The organism is Pseudomonas sp. R5-89-07, assembly GCF_003851685.1.
Lineage (GTDB): Bacteria > Pseudomonadota > Gammaproteobacteria > Pseudomonadales > Pseudomonadaceae > Aquipseudomonas.
This window is the reverse complement of record NZ_CP027727.1, coordinates 1,783,061-1,802,941: the sequence shown is the minus strand read 5'-3', so window position 1 is coordinate 1,802,941 and position 19,881 is coordinate 1,783,061. Positions and strand designations below refer to the sequence as shown.

Below are 19,881 nucleotides of genomic sequence, written 5' to 3'. Positions count from 1 at the left end.
CAATTAAAAGAAGCACCGCAGGACTATGACTGGTCCCCTGCAGCCTTCTTGGTCACCCGGCGATATCGCGAATGGCGATCTCGCTCATGATGCGTTCCAGCACCTGCTCGATGGACAACTCCGTGGAATCCAGCTGTATGGCGTCAGCCGCCGGCTTGAGCGGGGCTACCGCACGCTGGGTATCACGCTCATCGCGTGCACGGATCTCATCTAGCAGACTCGACAGACTAACACCATCGACTTTGCCCTTCAACTGCAAGTAGCGCCGGCGAGCACGCTCCTCGGCGCTGGCGGTCAGGAAAATCTTCAGCGGCGCCTCGGGAAACACCACGGTACCCATGTCGCGGCCATCGGCCACCAGGCCCGGCGGCTCCTGAAACGCGCGCTGGCGCTGCAGCAACGCTTCACGGACTGCCGGCAGAGCCGCCACTTGAGACGCGCCGGCACCGATACTCTCGGTGCGGATCACGTCACTGACTTCATCGCCTTCCAGAATGATGCGCTGCAATTGACCGTCGGTCGCCGCGATGAACTGCACGTCCAGATGGGCAGCGATTTTGGTCAGCAACTCTTCGTTGGTGAGGTCGACGCCATGGTTGCGCGCCGCGAACGCCAGCAGGCGATACAGCGCGCCGGAATCCAGCAGGCACCAGCCCAGGCGCTTGGCCAGGATGCCGGCGATCGTGCCTTTGCCCGAGCCGCTTGGCCCGTCGATGGTAATCACCGGTGCTTTGATATTCACAATTGAGCCTCTTGGGCTACACGCATGCCGACGTGGGCACACAGTGTAAGAAAATTCGGAAAAGATGTAGCGACGTTGGCGCAGTCACGGATGCGAATCGGTGCTGTCGCGCGCAAGGACGCCACGCTGAACGCCATGGCAATCCGGTGATCGCCCTGGGCGTGCACCTCACCACCGCCTATCGGGCCACCGTCAATGATAATCCCATCAGGCGTCGGTTCACACTTCACACCCAGCGCCAACAGACCGTCGGCCATGACCTGGATACGGTCGGACTCCTTCACCCGCAGTTCCTCGGCACCGCGTAGCACGGTTCGCCCTTCAGCACAGGCGGCGGCAACGAACAGCACGGGGAACTCATCGATCGCCAGGGGCACCAGCGCTTCGGGAATCTCAATGCCTTTGAGTGCCGCGGCGCGTACACGCAAGTCGGCAACCGGCTCGCCGCCTACCTCACGCAGGTTTTCCAGGGTGATGTCCGCCCCCATCAGGCGCAGGATATCGATCACTCCGGTGCGGGTCGGATTGACACCCACATGCTCCAGCAACAACTCGGAGCCCTCGGCGATCGTGGCCGCGACCAGGAAAAACGCCGAAGAGGAAATATCCCCCGGCACTTCTATATGAGTAGCGGTCAACTCATGCCCGGACTCAACCGACGCCGTCGCGCCCTCCACCACCACCGGATAACCAAAACCGCGCAACATGCGCTCGGTGTGGTCGCGGGTCGGCGCAGGCTCGGTCACGCAGGTTTTACCCTCGGAGTAGAGCCCGGCCAACAAGAGGCAGGATTTCACCTGGGCACTGGCCATTGGCAGTACATAATTCAAGCCTTTGAGCGCCTGACCACCGCGGATGGTCAGCGGTGGGCGCCCTTCTGGCCCGGTCTCGATCACCGCGCCCATTTCCCTCAGCGGCTTGGCCACGCGACTCATCGGGCGCTTGGACAGCGACGCATCGCCCGTCAGCACGCTGTCGAAGCTTTGCGCCGCCAGCAAACCGGACAACAGGCGCATGGAGGTACCGGAATTGCCCAGGTAGATCGGCCCCGGCGCAGGCTTCAAGCCGTGCAACCCCACACCATGAATGGTCACTCGCCCATGGTGCGGCCCTTCGATCACCACGCCCATGTCGCGAAAGGCCTGCAAGGTCGCCAGGGCGTCCTCACCTTCAAGAAAGCCTTCAACTTCGGTCACGCCGTCCGCCAATGAACCCAGCATGATCGACCGATGGGAGATCGACTTGTCACCGGGCACCCGAATGCGCCCGCTCAAGCGGCCACCGGGGCTGGCGATGAAGGTCAGGTCATCGGTGTTCACTGCGGTTTCCATATAGGCTCGGCGCGCCAGGATCTTGCTGAAGTGCTCACGCGCCACCCGCGCACGGGTGAACACGCCGAGCAATTGATGGCCATCGCCCGCATCCACCGCATCGCGCAGGGCATCGAGATCGCTGCGGAAGGTGTCGAGGGTGCGCAACACCGCTTCGCGGTTGGCGAGGAAGATGTCGTGCCACATCACCGGGTCGCTGCCGGCAATGCGCGTAAAATCGCGAAATCCACCGGCGGCATAGCGGAAAATCTCCAGGTTTTCGTTGCGCTTGGCCAACGAATCCACCAGGCCGAATGCCAGCAAATGCGGCAGATGACTGGTGGCCGCGAGCACTTCGTCGTGGCGCTCGACCTGCATATGCTCCACGTCCGCGCCCAGCTCGCGCCACAGGCGATCCACCACGGCCAACGCCGCAGGGTCGGTTTGCGCATGGGGCGTCAGGATCACTTTGTGCCGGCGAAACAGCTGCGCATTGGACGCCTCCACCCCGCTCTGCTCGGACCCGGCAATCGGATGGCCCGGCACGAAGCGCGGCGGCATCTCGCCAAACGCCAGTTGCGCCGCGCGCACCACATTACCCTTGGCACTGCCCACATCCGTAAGAATCGCGCTACCCAAATCCAGGCCGGCCAAAATCGCCAAGAGCTTTTCCATGGCCAGAATTGGCACGGCTAACTGGATCACGTCGGCGCCCTGGCAAGCGATAGCGAGATCTGCCTCACAGCGGTCTACCACCCCAAGCTCCACTGCCAACTTGCGCGACTGCGGGTCCAGGTCCACACCCACCACTTCGCCGCACAGGCCGCTCTCGCGCAGGCCTTTGGCGAAGGAACCACCGATCAGCCCGAGACCGACCACCACCAGGCGACCGATCATAGGCACAGCAGGTTGCAATGCAGTGACATCAACCACGGGCCAGAACCTTGGCCAATGTCTCCAGGAAGCGGCTGTTCTCGGCCGGCAAGCCGATGGTGACACGCAGGTGGTTCGGCATGCCGTAATTGGCCACCGGGCGCACGATCACGCCTTCGCGCAGCAAGCCCTGAAACACCGGGGCGGCTACCTGGCCGAGGTCGACACAGATGAAGTTACCCTTGGACGCAATCCAGCCCAGGCCCAGCTCGCGAAAACCTTCCTGCAATTGCTGCATCCCGCTTTCGTTGAGACGACGGCTTTCTGCCAGGTAGTCGGGATCCTTCAGCGCCGCACAGGCCGCCGCCAGGGCGAGACTGTTGACGTTGAACGGCTGACGCACACGGTTCAGCACATCGGCGACTATCGCGGTAGACAAGCCGTAGCCAACCCGCAGCGACGCCAGGCCGTAGGCCTTGGAGAAGGTGCGCGACACCAGCAGGTTCGGGTAGGCCGCCAGGAAGTCCAGGCCATCCGGCAGGTCGCCGCCTTCGGCGTACTCGATGTAGGCCTCGTCCAGCACCACCAGCACGTGCTCGGGCACCGCTTGCAGGAAGTCGTCCAGCGCTTGCGCGTCGAACCAGGTGCCGGTGGGGTTGTTCGGGTTGGCGATGAACACCACGCGCGTTTGCGCGTCGATGGCTGCCAGCATCGCCGGCAGGTCATGGCCCCAGTCTTTTGCCGGGATAACACGGGCATCAGCGCCTACGGCCTGGGTAACGATCGGGTAGACCGCGAATGCGTGCTCACTGAACACGGCATTCAGGCCCGGCGCCAGATAAGCGCGACCGACCAGCTCGAGGATGTCGTTGGAACCGTTGCCCAGGGTCACCTGGTTCAGCTCGACCCGGCATTTCTGCGCCAGCAGCGACTTGAGGGCAAAGCCATTGCCGTCGGGATAACGCGTCAACTCAGCCAGCTCTTCGCGAATCGCCGCCAACACCTTGGGACTTGGGCCCAGCGGGTTCTCGTTGCTGGCCAGCTTGACGATTTTGGCCGGGTCCAGATTCAACTCGCGGGCCAACTCGTCCACAGGCTTGCCCGGAACGTAAGGCGACAGTTGTTGAACGCCCGGCTGCGCCAGGGCGAGGAAGTTGCCACTCATGTTAAAGCCTCACAAAACCGCTTTCGGGTAAGAGCCCAGCACCTTGAGTGCCACGGCCTCCTGGCTGATTTTCTCCAGCACACCTTTAACCAGTGGGTCACGGTGATGCCCGATGAAGTCGATAAAGAACACGTAAGTCCATTTACCGCTGCGCGAAGGACGCGTCTCGATGCGTGTCAGGTCGATTCCGTTGTCATGGAACGGCACCAGCAGCTCATGCAGCGCGCCGGGCTTGTTGCTCATGGACACGATGATCGACGTTTTGTCGTCGCCAGTGGGCGGCACTTCCTGGCTACCGATCATCAGGAAGCGTGTGGAGTTGTCCGGACGGTCCTCGATTTTCTCGGCCAGGCGCGTCAGGCCGTACAAGCCCGCTGCCATATCGCCAGCAATCGCCGCCGAGTTCCACTCGCCCTTGACCCGCTTGGCCGCTTCCGCGTTGCTGGAGACCGCCACGCGCTCGACATTCGGGTAATGCGCGTCCAGCCACTTGCGGCACTGGGCCAGGGACTGGGCGTGGGAATAGATACGGCTGATGCTGTCGGTCTTGGTGTTCTCGCCCACCAGCAAGTGATGGTGGATGCGCAGCTCGACTTCGCCACAGATGACCATGTCATGTTCGAGGAAGCTGTCCAGCGTGTGGTTGACCGCGCCTTCGGTGGAGTTTTCCACTGGCACCACGCCAAAATTCACCGCACCGGCCGCCACTTCGCGGAACACTTCGTCGATGGCCGCCATCGGCTTGCTGATCACGGCATGGCCAAAATGCTTCATGGCCGCTGCTTGGGTGAAGGTGCCTTCCGGACCGAGATACGCCACTTTCAGCGGCTGCTCGAGAGCCAGGCACGAGGACATGATTTCACGGAACAACCGCGCCATCTCTTCGTTGCCCAGCGGGCCTTTATTACGCTCCATCACACGCTTGAGCACCTGGGCTTCGCGCTCGGGCCGGTAGAACACCGGCACTTCGCCTTCCGCCAGGGACGCCATCTTCACCCGCGCCACTTCCTGGGCGCAGCGAGCACGTTCACTGATCAGCTCCAGGACTTTCTCGTCCAGGCTGTCGATGCGTACACGCAGGGCCTTGAGTTCTTGCTCAGACATTAGCCGTGTTCCTTTTCGAACTCTGCCATGTAGGCAACCAGCGCGTTGATCGCGCGGATGTCGACAGCGTTATAGATGGAGGCGCGCATGCCGCCGACCGAACGGTGGCCCTTGAGGTTCAGCAGGCCACGCGCGTCGGCGCCGGCCAGGAAGGGTTTGTCCAGGCGGTCGTCAGCCAGGCGGAACGGCACGTTCATCCACGAGCGGTCGCTGAGGTTGATCGGGTTGCTATACAGCCCGCTGGCGTCGATGAAGTCGTACAGCGTGCGCTTTTTAACTTCGTTGAGCTTGCCCATGGCAGCCACGCCGCCCTGCTCCTTGAGCCATTCGAACACCAGGCCCGACAGGTACCAGGCGAACGCCGGCGGGGTGTTGTACATCGAGCCATTATCGGCCGCGACCTTGTAGTTGAGCATGGTCGGGCACAGCGAACGAGCGCGGCCCAGCAGGTCTTCGCGGATGATGTTGACCAGGATGCCGCTCGGGCCGATGTTTTTCTGCGCGCCGGCGTAGATCATGCCGTACTGGGACACATCGATCGGGCGCGAGAGGATGTCCGAAGACATGTCGCACACCAGCGGCACGTCGCCGACTTGCGGCACCCAATCGAATTCCAGGCCACCGATGGTTTCGTTGGCGACGTAGTGCACGTAGGCCGCGTCTTTCGACAGCTTCCATTCGTTCTGACCGGGAATGGCGAAGTAGTCATAAGGCTTGGCGGTGCCTGCCACGTTGACATGGCCGTATCGGGAGGCCTCTTCAATGGCCTTCTGCCCCCAGATACCGGTGTCGATATAGTCGGCCGTGCCGCCTTCGGGCAGCAGGTTCAGCGGGATCTGGGCAAACTGCTGGCTTGCGCCGCCCTGCAGAAACAGCACCTTGTAGTTGGACGGAATGTCCAGCAAGTCGCGCAGGTCCTGCTCGGCCTTGGTGGCAATGGACACGAACTCATCGCTGCGATGGCTCATTTCCATCACGGAGAGGCCTTTTCCATGCCAGTCGAGGAGTTCGGCCTGCGCGCGCTGCAGGACTGCTTCAGGAAGCGCCGCGGGACCGGCACAGAAGTTATAGGCTCTCTTGCTCACATCCAATCTCACTCTGATTTGGTGGGGCTGCAATCATGTCAGCAACGCCCTCTTTCTGGAGCGGACCTCTGTGGGAGCTGGCTTGCCTGCGATAGCAGCGCCGCGGTATCACTGAATGACCCGGGCGCCTGTATCGCAGGCAAGCCAGCTCCCACATTGACCGCGTCCAGCCAAAGGACGCCGTGTTTCATACGGGACAAACAACAAGGGGGCGAATCTTCATCCGCCCCCTGTGTGTCCGCTTATTCCTGCGGTTCTTCTTCGTCTGCGGCTGCATCGAGGGTTGGCTCGTCGACGTTGTCATCGCCGGTTGCGATCACCTCGCCGTCAAAATCCTCGCCTTCGAGCTCTTCACCTTCGACTTCCGAAGGCTCCTGCACACGCTCCAGGCCGACCAGTTTTTCGTCCTTGGCCAGCTTGATCAAGGTCACGCCCTGGGTGTTACGGCCCAGGCTCGACACCTCTGCCACACGAGTACGTACCAGGGTGCCCTGGTCGGAAATCAGCATGATTTCCTCGCCGTCGAGCACCTGCACCGCGCCGACCAGACGGCCGTTGCGGTCGTTGCTGACCATGGCGATCACGCCCTGGCCGCCACGCTTGTACTCCGGGAACTCGCTGATGGCGGTACGCTTGCCGTAGCCACGCTCGGAAGCGGTGAGGATCTGGCTGCCTTCTTCCGGGATCAACATGGAAATCAGCTTCTGCCCTTCCGGCAGGCGCATGCCGCGCACACCGCGGGCAGTACGGCCCATGGCGCGAACGTCGGATTCCTTGAAGCGCGTGACCTTGCCGCCGTCGGAGAAGAGCATGACTTCGCGCTCGCCGTCGGTAATGGCTGCCGAGATCAGCACATCGCCTTCATCCAGCTCCAGGGCGATCAGGCCCACGCTGCGTTGACGGCTGAAGGATTCCAGCGGGGTCTTCTTCACGGTGCCCTTGGCGGTGGCCATGAAGATGAAGTGACCTTCGGTGTATTCCTCGACCGGCAGCATGGTGGTGATGTATTCATCACTGTCCAGCGGCAGCAGGTTGACCAGTGGGCGACCACGGGCAGCACGGGAGGCTTCGGGAATCTCGTAGGTTTTCAGCCAGTACACCTTGCCCTTGCTGGAGAACAGCAACAGCGTGGTGTGGCTGTTGGCGACCAGCAGGTGAGCGATGTAGTCCTCATCCTTCACGCCGGTAGCCGATTTGCCTTTGCCGCCACGACGCTGGGCCTGGTACGCCGCCAGTGGCTGGGTCTTGGCATAGCCGCCGTGGGAGATGGTCACCACGCGCTCTTCTTCCGGGATCATGTCACCCAGGGTCAGGTCGAGGCGTGCATCGAGAATTTCGGTGCGGCGCACGTCGCCGTATTCGGCGCGGATCACTTCGAGTTCTTCGCGGATCACTTCCATCAGGCGCACGGCGCTGTTGAGGATGCGGATCAACTCGCCGATCTGGTTGAGGATCTCCTGGTACTCGGCCAGCAGTTTCTCGTGTTCCAGGCCGGTGAGGCGGTGCAGGCGCAGTTCCAGGATGGCCTGGGCCTGTTCCGGCGACAGGAAGTACTTGCCTTCGCGCAGACCGTATTGCGGGTCCAGGGTCTCCGGACGGCACGAGTCGGCGCCGGCACGTTCAACCATGGCCACCACGGCGCTGGATTCCCAAGGCGTGCTGATCAGCGCTTCCTTGGCTTCCGACGGGGTTGGCGAAGCCTTGATCAATGCAATCACCGGGTCGATGTTCGACAGCGCAACCGCCTGGCCTTCCAGGATGTGGCCGCGCTCGCGGGCCTTGCGCAGCTCGAACACGGTACGGCGGGTGACGACTTCGCGACGGTGACGCACGAAGGCTTCCAGCAGATCCTTGAGGTTCAGGATGCGTGGGCGGCCGTCGATCAGCGCAACCACGTTGATACCAAACACGCTTTGCAGCTGGGTCTGGGCGTAGAGGTTGTTGAGGATCACCTCGGGCACTTCGCCACGACGCAGCTCGATCACTACGCGCATGCCGTCTTTGTCAGACTCGTCGCGCAGTTCGGTGATGCCTTCGAGCTTCTTCTCTTTGACCAGCTCGGCGATCTTCTCGATCAGGCGCGCCTTGTTCAACTGGTACGGGAGTTCGGTGATGACGATCTGCTGGCGGCCACCAACCTTGTCGATGTCTTCGATCATCGAGCGGGCGCGCATGTAAATGCGGCCACGGCCGGTGCGGTAGGCTTCGATGATGCCGGCGCGACCGTTGATGATCGCGGCGGTCGGGAAGTCCGGACCGGGGATAAATTGCATCAGCTCATCGACGGTCAGCTCGGGGTTGTCGATGAGGGCCAGGCAACCGTCGATCACTTCACCGAGGTTGTGCGGCGGGATGTTGGTCGCCATGCCCACGGCGATACCGCTGGAGCCGTTGACCAGCAGGTTGGGAATACGGGTGGGCATGACGGCCGGGATCATTTCGGTGCCGTCGTAGTTCGGCACCCAGTCCACGGTTTCTTTGTGCAGGTCGGCCAGCAGCTCGTGCGCCAGCTTGGTCATGCGCACTTCGGTGTATCGCATGGCCGCGGCGTTGTCGCCGTCGACCGAACCGAAGTTGCCCTGGCCGTCTACCAGCAGGTAGCGCAGGGAAAACGGCTGGGCCATCCGAACGATGGTGTCGTACACCGCAGTGTCGCCGTGAGGGTGATACTTACCGATCACGTCACCGACAACACGGGCAGATTTCTTGTACGGCTTGTTCCAGTCGTTACCCAGCTCGCTCATCGCGAACAGCACACGCCGGTGCACGGGCTTCAAGCCATCGCGCGCATCAGGCAGTGCCCGACCGACAATTACGCTCATCGCGTAGTCGAGGTAGGACTGTTTCAGCTCGTCTTCGATATTGACCGGGAGGATTTCTTTGGCCAGTTCGCCCATGAGAAGCCTGATTCCTTTTTCGGGTGAAACCTCGTCACATCCATTTGGGACGAACGAAGCTCGCCGCTGCCGGCACGGTGCCTGACAACGACTTACGACAAATCAACGAGTTATGACACGGATCTGCACGTTATGGACAACCCCTCGGGGCGGCCCTGGAAACCGCCGGATGTTATCACAATCGCCGCCACGCACCTATCCCCCTGATGCGCATGGAGGCTAGTAATTTGATGAATGACAGGCTTGAGGGGGACGAGAGGGGCTCAGAGGTGGTGTGGTGCTGTTTTTTGGGGGTAAATCCGAGGGATTTATTGACTTTGAAGGCCAATCAGGGGCAAGCCCCCTCCCACACGTTGAATGTGTTCACAAATCAAATGTGGGAGGGGGCTTGCCCCCGATAGCAATTTCACCAACGACACAGCCTTCAATGCAGCCGCTTACGGCACATCAACCTGGCCAACTTGGCTGCATCCGGCCGCTCCACCACCCCTTTCTCGGTAACGATCACATCAATCAGGTCGGCCGGGGTGACATCGAAAACCGGATTGAACGCCTGCACGTCCAACTGCTGGCCACTAACCTTGAGCAACTCACCCACATCACGCTCTTCCAGGGCCACATCATCGCCAGTGGCCATCATCAGATCGAGGGTCGAGCTCGACGCCACCACCATAAAGCGTACGCCGTGGTGCATCGCACACACCGCCAACTGATAGGTGCCGATCTTGCTGATCACATCGCCATTGGCCGCGATGCAGTCAGCGCCGACGACCACCCAGGTCACGCCTTTGGTCTTGAGGATATGCGCCCCAGCGGAGTCGGCATTGACCGTCACCGGGATGCCCTCGCCCGCCAGCTCCCACGCCGTCAGGCGCGAGCCTTGCAGCCAGGGACGGGTTTCGTTGGCATAGACCTGCTCGACCAGCCCCTCCAGAAACGCCGCGCGAATCACCCCCAGGGCCGTGCCGACACCGCCCGAGGCCAACGCACCAGCATTGCCATGCGTGAGGATCGCCTGGGCATTACCCTGATGCTTGCGAATCCGCTCCATACCCAATTGGGCCATGACGACATTGGCCTCGCGGTCGCTTTCATGGATCGCAATGGCTTCGGCTTCCAGCACCGCCAGTGGGTCGGCGTGCGGCTTGATACGGTCGAGGCGGTCGCGCATGCACTTCAGCGCCCAGAACAGGTTCGCTGCAGAGGGACGACTATCGGCCAGCAATGCGTAGTCTTCTTCCCATGCCGCTTGCCAGTCGCCGCCCTCAGCCATGCGTTCGCGGGCAGCCAGCACCAGGCCGTAGGCGGCGCTGATGCCGATGGCCGACGCGCCGCGCACCACCATCGAGCGAATGGCGACGGCCACCTCGCCGACAGTCGAGCAGGCCACCCAGCTTTCCCGAGACGGCAGCGCGCGCTGATCGAGCAAGTGCAGCGCGCCATCCCGCCACTCGATGGCCTTCACCTTCTCCGCCGCCAACAGTCGGTCGCGCATCCCTTACCCCGTACTCAAGAACAAAAGCCGCCGATTATAGCGATCCGCCAGCCAGGACGCTCGGGTATACTTCGCCCTTCTTTTATAGCTGCCCAGGAAGAAGCCTGCGATGACGCCCACTGCCGCCCCGCTCGACTTATTGCTCCTGCCGACCTGGCTGGTACCCGTCGAACCCGCTGGCGTGGTGCTCAAGGAGCATGGCCTGGGTATCCGCGACGGCTGCATCGTATTTATCGGGCCGCGGGCGGCGGCACTCAAGCTTGAGGCCAGCGAAGTGCGCGAGCTACCGGGTATGCTGCTCAGCCCGGGCCTGATCAACGCACACGGGCATGCGGCGATGAGCCTGTTTCGCGGCCTGGCCGATGACCTGCCGCTGATGACCTGGCTGGAAAAACACATCTGGCCCGCCGAGGCCAAGTGGGTCGATGAAGCCTTCGTGCGCGATGGCACCGATCTGGCCATCGCCGAGCAGCTCAAGGGCGGCATCACCTGCTTCTCCGACATGTATTTCTACCCCAAGGTCGCCAGCGACTGCGTGCATAAAAGCGGCATGCGCGCACAGATCGCCATTCCGATCCTCGACTTCCCGATTCCTGGTGCCAGCAGCGCCGATGAGGCGATTCGCCAGGGCATCGAGCTGTTCGGCGACCTCAAGCATCATCCCCGCATCAAGATCACTTTCGGCCCCCATGCGCCTTACACCGTGAACGATAACAACCTGGAAAAGATCCGGATCATCGCCGAAGAGCTGGACGCCGCGATTCATATGCACGTGCACGAAACCGCCTTCGAGGTGCAGCAAGCGGTGGAACAGACCGGCGAGCGGCCATTGGCCCGCCTGGCTCGCCTCGGCTTGCTGGGCCCGCGCTTCCAGGCCGTTCACATGACCCAAATCAGCGAGGACGACCTGGCTTTGCTGGTAGAAAGCAACACCAGCGTCATCCATTGCCCGGAATCGAACCTGAAACTGGCCAGCGGCTTTTGCCCGGTGGAGCGCTTGTGGCAGGCTGGCGTCAATGTGGCCATCGGCACCGACGGCGCCGCCAGCAATAACGACCTGGACCTGCTCGGCGAAACCCGCACGGCGGCGATGCTGGCCAAGGCGGTTGCAGGTTCGGCGACCGCACTGGATGCTCACCGCGCACTGCGCATGGCGACGCTCAACGGGGCCAGGGCCATGGGACTGGAACAGCAGATAGGCTCGCTGGAAGTAGGCAAAGCCGCCGATATCGTGGCGTTTGATCTTTCCGGCCTGGCGCAACAACCGATCTACGATCCGGTCTCACAACTTATCTACGCCACCGGACGCGACTGCGTGAAACACCTTTGGGTCGCCGGCAAGCAACTGCTCGACGACCGGCAATTGACCCGCATGGACGAACCCCAGTTGACCGCCACGGCCATTGCCTGGGGCCAACGCATCAGCGGGCACAGCGAATAACGCCGCGGCTGAACCGGTGCGTTCAGCCGCGACAAACCGACTTATCAGATTCAGAGGATTCACCATGAGCAACGTCGACCACGCCGAAATCGCCAAATTCGAAGCCCTGGCCCATCGCTGGTGGGACCGTGAAAGCGAGTTCAAGCCCCTGCACGACATCAACCCGCTGCGGGTGAACTGGATTGACGAACGCGTCAACCTGGCCGGCAAAAAGGTCCTGGATGTGGGTTGCGGCGGCGGCATCCTCAGCGAAGCCATGGCCCTGCGCGGCGCCACCGTGATGGGCATCGACATGGGCGAAGCGCCGCTGGCCGTGGCCCAGCTGCATCAGCTGGAATCCGGCGTGAGCGTCGAATACCGCCAGATCACCGCCGAAGCCCTGGCCGAGGAGATGCCGGAGCAGTTCGACGTGGTCACCTGCCTGGAAATGCTCGAGCACGTACCGGACCCGTCCTCGGTGATCCGCGCCTGCTTTCGCATGGTCAAGCCGGGCGGCCAGGTGTTTTTCTCCACCATCAACCGCAATCCCAAGGCTTACCTGTTCGCGATCATCGGCGCCGAATACATTATGAAGCTGCTGCCGCGTGGCACCCATGACTTCAAGAAATTCATCCGCCCGTCCGAGCTGGGTGCCTGGAGCCGTCAGGCCGGCCTCACCGTCAAAGACATCATCGGCCTGACCTACAACCCGCTGACCAAGCACTACAAGCTGGCCAACGATGTTGACGTCAACTACATGATCCAGACCCTGCGCGAGGAGTAAGCCTGTGAAGTTGCGAGCGGTTCTCTTCGACATGGACGGTACCCTGCTGGACACCGCGCCAGACTTTATCGCCATTTGCCAGGCCATGCGCGCCGACCGCGGCCTGGCGCCGGTCAACCCGCAGCACATTCGCGACGAAATCTCCGGTGGCGCGCGGGCGATGGTCGCCGTGACCTTCTCGATGGACCCGGAGTCACCAGGCTTTGAGGAATTGCGCCAGGAATTCCTCGAGCGCTACCTCAAGGACTGCGCGGTTCACAGCAAGCTGTTCGACGGTATGGCCGAACTGCTGGAAGACATCGAGAAAGCCAAGCTGATCTGGGGCGTGGTCACTAACAAGCCGGTGCGCTTTGCCGAGCCGATCATGCAGCGCCTGGGCCTGGCCGAACGCTCGGCCGTGCTGATCTGCCCGGACCACGTGAAAAACAGCAAGCCGGACCCGGAACCGATGATCCTGGCGTGCAAGCTGCTCGACCTGGACCCGGCCAGCGTGCTTTTCGTGGGCGATGACCTGCGTGACATCGAGTCCGGCCGCGATGCGGGTACGCGCACGGCGGCGGTGACCTACGGCTACATTCACCCGGACGACAACCCCCGTCACTGGGGCGCGGATGTGGTGGTGGATCATCCGCTGGAACTGCGCAAGGTACTGGATAACGCACTGTGCAGTTGCTGATGACTCACCGATCCCGCTGACCGATGAAAAGCCAAATGTGGGAGGGGGCTTGCCCCCGATTGCAGTGGTTCAGCTCCTGCATAGGTTGGCTGACACACCGCTATCGGGGGCAAGCCCTCTCCCACAGGGGATCGGCGATGATCTGAAGTCTGTGCTGAACCTGTTGAATTTTGTCGAGGCTATTTATGTTTGATTACGCTGCACCTCCAGAACTGCTCAAAGGCCGCATCATCCTGGTGACAGGCGCTGGCCGTGGGATCGGCGCGGCAGCGGCGAAAACCTACGCCGCCCACGGCGCCACCGTGCTGTTGCTGGGCAAGACCGAAGCCAACCTGGCCCAGGTGTATGACGAAATCGAAGCCGCCGGCCACCCGCAACCGGTAGTCATCCCGTTCAACCTGGAGACCGCCCTGCCCCATCAATACGATGAGCTGGCGGCGATGATCGAAAAGGCATTCGGCCACCTCGACGGCCTGCTGCACAACGCCTCGATCATCGGCCCGCGTACGCCTATCGAACAGTTGTCCGGCGAAAATTTCATGCGGGTGATGCACATCAACGTCAACGCGATGTTCATGCTGACCAGCACCTTGCTGCCGCTGCTCAAACTGTCCCAGGATGCGTCGGTGGTGTTCACGTCCAGCAGCGTCGGGCGCAAGGGCCGTGCCTATTGGGGCGCCTATGGGGTGTCCAAGTTCGCCACCGAAGGCTTGATGCAAACACTGGCCGATGAGCTGGAGGATGTGGCCGCAGTGCGCGCCAACAGCATCAACCCGGGCGGTACCCGCACCAGCATGCGGGCCCAGGCGTACCCAGGGGAAAACCCGATGGAACGGCCGGCACCGGAAGAGATCATGCCGGTGTACCTGTACCTGATGGGGCCGGACAGTACCGGCATTAATGGGCAGGCGTTCGACGCGCAGTAACCGCCGACATAAGTGGAACAAAATGTGGGAGGGGGCTTGCCCCCGATGGCAGGGTGTCAGTCACTGTATCTGTGACTGACCCACCGCGATCGGGGGCAAGCCCCCTCCCACATTGGTATTGCAGCGTTCTGCGAAAGTTAGTTCTTCACCACTTCCTCGAGGGTGAAGCGCCCCAACGGGTTCTGCAGGAAGTTGCTGACATTCTTGCGTGAGATGTTGATGTAGGGGCTGTAATACAGATCGATCCAGTTCACGTCCTGTTTCGCCAGCTTCTGCAATTCCACATACATCTGCTCACGCTTGGCCGGGTCGGCCTCGATGCGGGCTTGCGCCACCAGCGCCTTGACCTTGTCGTTCTTGTAGCGGGTCATGTAGTTCTGGTTGGTGTCATGGCCCAGCACAAAGGTGGTCTTCTGGTCCGGGTCGAGGATGTCGTTGGTCCAGTACATCACTGAAATATCGTACTCACCGTCCACCAGCATCTGCCAGCTCTGGGTAGGGTCGACCTTTTGCAGGTTGGCGGTGACGCCGACCTTGGCCAGTTGGTCCTTGATGATCACCGCGATCTGTTCGTCGGCTTCATTGCCGGCGTTGACCACATAGTTGAGCTTCAAATCCTTGGCACCGGCCTGCTCCAGCAGCTTTTTCGCGGCGGTCGGGTCATACGGGCGCTGCAGGTTGTTGGCGTAGTGGTAGAGCGAGCCCTTTGGAATGTAGGAATAAGCCACGGTGCCTTGACCGTAAGTCGCGGTCTTCACCAACGATTGCTTGTCGATGGCCATGTCCAGCGCTTCGCGCACCTCAGGCTTGGCCAGCAGGCCGTGAGCGTGGTTGATCAGCAGGTGATCTTCGCGGGTGGACGGGTCGGCATGGATCACCACGTTCTGGTCTTTCTTCAGCTCCTCGACGCGGGAGAAAGGTACGAAGATCGCGGTATCGAGTTCATTGTTCTGCACCATACGCATGCGGGTGTTGTCGTCGGTCACCGACACCCATTCCACACCATCCAGGCTGACGTTCTTGGCCTGCCAGAAGTTCGGGTTCTTCTTCAGGATCACGCGGTCGCCCTTGCGCCATTCGTCCACGGTGAACGCACCGGACGTCACTGGGTTTTCCGAGTAGGCGTCTTCGCCCATGGTCGTCATGGCTTTTTCCGAAAGGATCGACACCGTTGGCGACGCCAATTGCGAGAGAAACGCTACCGCCGGGGTTTTCAGGGTGACCACCAGCGTCTTCGCATCGCCGGCCTTGGCGGTGTCGATCAGGCTGAACGGGTCACTCCACAGAGACGCCTTGTTATCGCGGATGCGCAACAGGCTGAACGCTGCATCGCTGGCGGTGATCGGCGAACCGTCGGAAAATTTCGCCTCGCGCAGTTTGAAGGTGTAGGTCAGGCCGTCCTTGGAGATGTCCCAACGCTCAGCCAGGCCCGGTTCCATCTTGGTGCCCAGGTTGTCCACGCGCACCAGGGTGTCGTAGACGTTGGCGAACACCCAGGTGTCGCGGTTCTGCGCGCTTTTGATCGGGTCAAAGGTGGTGCTGTCCTCTCGGCAGCCGATGGTCAGCACACCGGCGGCCTGGGCCAGGCCGGCAGTGAGGGACCACGCGGTCAACGTGGCGGCGGCGAGCAACTTCAAATGGCGCGATTGCATGTCATAACTCCTTGTTCATGATGGGCAGGAAGGGTCAAAGGTTGTTCAAGCACGCAACTGTATCGATGCTCGTGCAATGAATGGGTGGGCGGCAACACCTCGGAACACAAGGCTTGGGCATACTGGCAACGTGGGTGAAACGCGCACCCGCTGGGCAAATTCAGTGGGCTGGGCGGCTCGCCGGGCAGCGGCTGCGCAGGTAACGGACGATGCGGGTCAATCTGCGGAATCGCCTGGATCAATGCGGCCGTATACGGATGACGCGGTGCGGTGAACACCGCTTCCACCGGGCCTTCCTCGACGATCCGCCCCAGGTACATCACCGCCACGCGGTCGCACAGGCGGCGCACGATGGCCAGGTCATGGGCGATAAACAGGATCGCCAGGTTCATCCGCTGTTGCAGTTGCAGCAGCAGGTTGATGATCTGGCCCTGGATCGACACATCCAGCGCCGCCACGCATTCGTCGGCAATGATCAAGCGCGGCTCCACCGCCAGCGCTCGGGCAATCCCCACGCGTTGGCACTGGCCGCCGCTGAGGGAGCCCGGCTTGCGCGAGGCGAATTCAGGCCGCAGGCCAACCAGCTCCAGCAGTTCATCGACACGGGCGCGGATGTGCTGCGGCGCGACCTTGCGCTGCACGCGCAACACTTCGGCCAGGGTTTCGCCGACGGTGTGGCGCGGGTTCAGGGCGGCATACGGGTCCTGGAAGATCATCGCGGTTTCCTGGCGCAATCGCGCGATATCAATGGCGCTGCCCTGCGCCATGTCGATACCGTCAAACAACACCTGCCCGGCGGTGATCGGGTTCAGGTGCAAAATCGCCCGGCCCAACGTGCTTTTACCGCTGCCGGATTCGCCCACCAGCCCAAGGGTTTCCCCCGCCGCCAGGTTCAGCGAAACCCCGTTCACCGCCCTCACCCACTGTTTGTTCAAGCCGAACAGGCCGCTGCCGGACGCCGCGAAGCGCACCTCCAGGTCCTTGATCTGCAACAGGCTCATGGGCGCCCTCCGAGGGGATAGTGGCAGGCAACCCGCGCGCCTTCGGGCAACAGCTCGGTACACAGGGCGCCGGCCTGCGGGCAGCGGGGGTTGAAGCGGCAACCGTCAGGCAATGCGTCGAGCAGCGGTGGCTGGCCTGGGATCGTGCGCAGCAAGGCATGGCCGCTGCTATGGGCCGGCTGACAGTCAATCAGCCCAGCGGTGTACGGATGCTGCGGATGGGCCAGCAGTTCGTATTTGCTGCCGTGTTCGCACAGGCGCCCGGCATACATCACCGCGATGGAGTCGCAGCTTTGCGCGACCACGCCGAGGTCGTGGGTGATCATGATGATCGCCAGGCCACGCCGGTCGCGAAGGTCGAGCAACAGCCGCAGGATTTGCGCCTGCACCGTCACATCCAGGGCGGTGGTGGGTTCGTCAGCGATCAGCACCTTCGGGTTGCACCCCAGCGCCACCGCAATCATCGCGCGCTGGCGCATGCCGCCGGAAAACTCATGGGGGTAATTGTCGACCCGCGTCTGCGGGTCGGGTATGCCCACTTGGCGCAGCACGTCGATGGCCTGCCGGCGCGCGTCTTTTTTCGAGGCGCCTTGATGCAGGCGGATACCCTCGGCGATTTGCTCGCCGATACGCATCAAGGGGTCCAGGTGGCTGCTGGGGTTCTGGAAAATCATGCCCAATTGCCCGCCACGAACGGCGCGCATGCCGGCTTCATCCAGGCGCAACAGGTCCTGGCCGGCCAGCTCTACCGCGCCGCCTTGCACGCGCAGGCTGGGCGAAGGCAACAGGCGCATCAGACCGCGACAGGCCATGGTCTTGCCCGAACCGCTTTCGCCGACCAACCCCAGGATTTCGCCTTCGGCCAGGTCAAAGGACACGCGGTCGACCAGGCTCAGCTCGCGCCCGGCGTTATGGGCGATCACGCTGAGGTCGCGCACCTGCAGCAGGCTCATGCCCGATCCCCCAACACTTGGGCCACACCGTCGGCCAGCAGGCTGAAGCCCATGGCCAGGGTCACGATGGCCAACCCCGGGAAGGTGCAAATCCACCAGGCGGTGGTGATAAAGGCCTGGCCCTCGGCGACCATCGTTCCCCATTCGGCGGTGGGTGGTTGCACGCCCAGGCCCAGGTAGCTCACGGCGGCACCGTTGAGCAGCACCAGCACCGCGTCGGACATGGAAAATACAATCGAGCCAAACAGCGCATTGGGCAGTAAATGCCGGAACAGAATGCGCCCATGACCAAACCCCAGGCTCTTGGCGGCCAGGGCAAAGTCGCTTTCCTTGAGCACCAGGATCTGCGAGCGGATCAACCGCGCATACGACACCCAGCCCACCAGCGCCATGGCGATGTAAAAGCTCTGCAAGCCAGGCCCAAGGATGGCCATGATCGCCAACATCAGCACCAAAAATGGAAACGCCAGGACCACATCGATCACGCGCATGCACACCGTGTCGAAGCGCCCGCCGATATAGCCGGACACTGCGCCGATGAAGGTGCCGATCATGAACGGGAAGATCACCCCGACAATCGCCAGTTGCAGGTCGATGCGCGCGCCCCAGATCACCCGCGAAAGAATGTCGCGGCCGTAGTTGTCCGTGCCGAACGGGTGTGCAGCACCGGGGGCCAGCAGGCTCATGTCGGTGTTCTGCGCAATCGGGTCGTACGGCGCGATCCACGGCGCGAACAGCGCCAGGGTCAACCACGCAAGCAGTATCAGCAGGCCCCACGCGGCGGTCAGCCGACCATTACGAAACCCGAAGCGCAGGCGCAAGCGCCAGGGGCTCATCAACAGGCGACGGTTCATTGCATCTTCACCCGTGGGTCGAGGGCCACCGTCACCACATCGGCAACGAAGTTGACCACCACCGTCGCGCAGGCCAGCACCATCGCCACGCCCTGCACCACCATGTAGTCGCGGGTAAAAATCCCGCGCACCAGCAATTGGCCGATGCCGGGAATAGCGAACAGGCTTTCGATGACCACCGTGCCGCTGATCAGCCAGCCGATATTCACGGCCAGCAGGTTGACCGCCGGCACCAGCGAGTTGGGCATGACATGCCGGCGGAACACCGCGGCTTCAGACAGCCCCCGCGCCCGTGCAGCGGTAACATGGTCAGCCTGCAGTTCCACCAGCATGCTGGCGCGCAAGTTACGCACCAGCACCGCCGACAGCGCCAGCGCAATGGTCAGGCACGGCAGCACCATGTGGTGGGCCTTGTCCAGCCAGGTGCGACCATAGCCGGACACCGGAAACAGGCCCCATTGCACGCTCAGCAGCAGGATCAGCATCAGGCCCAGCCAGAACGCCGGCATGCCCAGGCCGACCGTGGTGAAGACGCGGATCAGGTTGTCTGTCCAGCCACCTTTATTGCGCGCCGCCAGGGTTGCCAGCGGCACCGCGATCAGCAGCGCCAGCACCACGCTGCCGAGCACCAGCACCAAGGTCGGCTCGATACGGGTGACGATCAACTTGAGGGCGTCGACCTTGTACAACAGCGATTGGCCGAGGTCGCCCTTGAGCAGGTTTTTCAGAAAGTAGAAGTACTGCAGCCACAATGGCTCATCGAGGCCGTACTGGGCGCGGATTTTCAGCAACGCGTCCGGCGTACTGCGCGAGCCCAGCAGCGCACGCGCCGGATCCCCCGGGATCGAGCGCACCAGCACGAAGGTGATCAAACTGATGCCCAGCAGCACCGGCAACAATTGCAGGGGCCGGGACAGCACAAAACGGTAGCGCGCCAGGTTCAT

General features: G+C 62.3%; 16 protein-coding genes. 4 read left to right on the top strand and 12 right to left on the bottom strand.

The annotated features are described in order from the left end of the window. Window positions 1–52 precede the first annotated feature (52 nt). The 7 genes from cmk to mtnA all read right to left on the bottom strand — a co-directional run bounded on the left by cmk (window position 53) and on the right by mtnA (window position 10,671). Window positions 53–742, bottom strand: a complete 690-nt coding sequence (gene cmk, locus C4J94_RS08280) for a (d)CMP kinase (RefSeq protein WP_005786302.1) — start codon at window positions 740–742, stop codon at window positions 53–55. Next, entirely contained in the window at window positions 739–2,949 is a 2,211-nt protein-coding gene (locus tag C4J94_RS08275) for a bifunctional prephenate dehydrogenase/3-phosphoshikimate 1-carboxyvinyltransferase (RefSeq protein WP_256657717.1), read from the bottom strand. The genes cmk and C4J94_RS08275 overlap by 4 nt, the downstream gene beginning before the upstream one ends. A gap of 28 nt (window positions 2,950–2,977) precedes the next feature. Continuing rightward, window positions 2,978–4,090 (bottom strand): histidinol-phosphate transaminase, encoded by a 1,113-nt coding sequence (hisC, locus tag C4J94_RS08270; protein WP_124385717.1) that lies wholly within the window; start codon window positions 4,088–4,090, stop codon window positions 2,978–2,980. A 9-nt stretch (window positions 4,091–4,099) separates the two neighbouring features. After that, on the bottom strand, window positions 4,100–5,194 hold the full coding sequence (pheA, locus tag C4J94_RS08265) for a prephenate dehydratase (RefSeq protein ID WP_003172650.1): 1,095 nt from the start codon (window positions 5,192–5,194) through the stop codon (window positions 4,100–4,102). Next, window positions 5,194–6,279: a 3-phosphoserine/phosphohydroxythreonine transaminase gene (gene serC / locus C4J94_RS08260; protein ID WP_124385716.1), complete on the bottom strand. Its 1,086-nt coding sequence runs from the start codon at window positions 6,277–6,279 to the stop codon at window positions 5,194–5,196. Before serC ends, pheA begins: the two co-directional genes overlap by 1 nt. 242 nt (window positions 6,280–6,521) lie before the next feature. Continuing rightward, entirely contained in the window at window positions 6,522–9,176 is a 2,655-nt protein-coding gene (gyrA, locus tag C4J94_RS08255) for a DNA gyrase subunit A (protein WP_124385715.1), read from the bottom strand. 424 nt (window positions 9,177–9,600) lie between these two features. After that, window positions 9,601–10,671: an S-methyl-5-thioribose-1-phosphate isomerase gene (gene mtnA, locus C4J94_RS08250; RefSeq protein ID WP_124385714.1), complete on the bottom strand. Its 1,071-nt coding sequence runs from the start codon at window positions 10,669–10,671 to the stop codon at window positions 9,601–9,603. Window positions 10,672–10,780: 109 nt separating this feature from the next. Between mtnA and C4J94_RS08245 the strand changes: the two genes are divergently transcribed. The 4 genes from C4J94_RS08245 (at window position 10,781) to C4J94_RS08230 (ending at window position 14,477) form a co-directional block, all read left to right on the top strand. Beyond that, entirely contained in the window at window positions 10,781–12,112 is a 1,332-nt protein-coding gene (locus C4J94_RS08245) for a TRZ/ATZ family hydrolase (RefSeq protein WP_124385713.1), read from the top strand. A 64-nt stretch (window positions 12,113–12,176) separates the two neighbouring features. Further along, window positions 12,177–12,875 (top strand): bifunctional 2-polyprenyl-6-hydroxyphenol methylase/3-demethylubiquinol 3-O-methyltransferase UbiG, encoded by a 699-nt coding sequence (ubiG, locus tag C4J94_RS08240; protein WP_124385712.1) that lies wholly within the window; start codon window positions 12,177–12,179, stop codon window positions 12,873–12,875. A gap of 4 nt (window positions 12,876–12,879) precedes the next feature. After that, a complete protein-coding gene (gene mupP, locus C4J94_RS08235) occupies window positions 12,880–13,551 on the top strand; it encodes an N-acetylmuramic acid 6-phosphate phosphatase MupP (protein WP_124385711.1) in 672 nt (223 codons plus the stop codon). 185 nt (window positions 13,552–13,736) lie between these two features. Further along, window positions 13,737–14,477 carry a YciK family oxidoreductase gene (locus tag C4J94_RS08230; RefSeq protein ID WP_124385710.1) on the top strand — a complete coding sequence of 247 codons (741 nt, stop codon included), beginning with the start codon at window positions 13,737–13,739 and terminating at the stop codon, window positions 14,475–14,477. 137 nt (window positions 14,478–14,614) lie between these two features. On the opposite strand, the gene C4J94_RS08225 is transcribed toward C4J94_RS08230, so the two are convergent. From C4J94_RS08225 to C4J94_RS08205, 5 genes are read right to left on the bottom strand one after another with little or no spacing between them, the layout of a single operon-like run. Further along, window positions 14,615–16,129 carry an ABC transporter substrate-binding protein gene (locus C4J94_RS08225; RefSeq protein WP_124385709.1) on the bottom strand — a complete coding sequence of 505 codons (1,515 nt, stop codon included), beginning with the start codon at window positions 16,127–16,129 and terminating at the stop codon, window positions 14,615–14,617. Beyond that, entirely contained in the window at window positions 16,111–17,130 is a 1,020-nt protein-coding gene (locus C4J94_RS08220) for an ABC transporter ATP-binding protein (protein ID WP_124385708.1), read from the bottom strand. Before C4J94_RS08220 ends, C4J94_RS08225 begins: the two co-directional genes overlap by 19 nt. Then, a complete protein-coding gene (locus tag C4J94_RS08215; protein WP_124385707.1) occupies window positions 17,127–18,083 on the bottom strand; it encodes an ABC transporter ATP-binding protein in 957 nt (318 codons plus the stop codon). The genes C4J94_RS08220 and C4J94_RS08215 overlap by 4 nt, the downstream gene beginning before the upstream one ends. Beyond that, a complete protein-coding gene (locus C4J94_RS08210) occupies window positions 18,080–18,937 on the bottom strand; it encodes an ABC transporter permease (protein WP_124385706.1) in 858 nt (285 codons plus the stop codon). Before C4J94_RS08210 ends, C4J94_RS08215 begins: the two co-directional genes overlap by 4 nt. After that, complete coding sequence (locus C4J94_RS08205; RefSeq protein ID WP_124385705.1) at window positions 18,934–19,881, bottom strand: ABC transporter permease; 948 nt, start codon at window positions 19,879–19,881, stop codon at window positions 18,934–18,936. The genes C4J94_RS08210 and C4J94_RS08205 overlap by 4 nt, the downstream gene beginning before the upstream one ends.

Excerpts from the sequence above, each read along its gene's own strand:
- C4J94_RS08275 (WP_256657717.1), bottom strand. The coding sequence starts at position 2,949 with ATGATCGGTCGCCTGGTGGTGGTCGGTCTCGGGCTGATCGGTGGTTCC.
- hisC (WP_124385717.1), bottom strand. The coding sequence starts at position 4,090 with ATGAGTGGCAACTTCCTCGCCCTGGCGCAGCCGGGCGTTCAACAACTG.
- pheA (WP_003172650.1), bottom strand. The coding sequence starts at position 5,194 with ATGTCTGAGCAAGAACTCAAGGCCCTGCGTGTACGCATCGACAGCCTG.
- gyrA (WP_124385715.1), bottom strand. The coding sequence starts at position 9,176 with ATGGGCGAACTGGCCAAAGAAATCCTCCCGGTCAATATCGAAGACGAG.
- mtnA (WP_124385714.1), bottom strand. The coding sequence starts at position 10,671 with ATGCGCGACCGACTGTTGGCGGCGGAGAAGGTGAAGGCCATCGAGTGG.
- C4J94_RS08245 (WP_124385713.1), top strand. The coding sequence starts at position 10,781 with ATGACGCCCACTGCCGCCCCGCTCGACTTATTGCTCCTGCCGACCTGG.
- ubiG (WP_124385712.1), top strand. The coding sequence starts at position 12,177 with ATGAGCAACGTCGACCACGCCGAAATCGCCAAATTCGAAGCCCTGGCC.
- C4J94_RS08230 (WP_124385710.1), top strand. The coding sequence starts at position 13,737 with ATGTTTGATTACGCTGCACCTCCAGAACTGCTCAAAGGCCGCATCATC.
- C4J94_RS08225 (WP_124385709.1), bottom strand. The coding sequence starts at position 16,129 with ATGCAATCGCGCCATTTGAAGTTGCTCGCCGCCGCCACGTTGACCGCG.
- C4J94_RS08220 (WP_124385708.1), bottom strand. The coding sequence starts at position 17,130 with ATGAGCCTGTTGCAGATCAAGGACCTGGAGGTGCGCTTCGCGGCGTCC.
- C4J94_RS08215 (WP_124385707.1), bottom strand. The coding sequence starts at position 18,083 with ATGAGCCTGCTGCAGGTGCGCGACCTCAGCGTGATCGCCCATAACGCC.
- C4J94_RS08210 (WP_124385706.1), bottom strand. The coding sequence starts at position 18,937 with ATGAACCGTCGCCTGTTGATGAGCCCCTGGCGCTTGCGCCTGCGCTTC.
- C4J94_RS08205 (WP_124385705.1), bottom strand. The coding sequence starts at position 19,881 with ATGAACCTGGCGCGCTACCGTTTTGTGCTGTCCCGGCCCCTGCAATTG.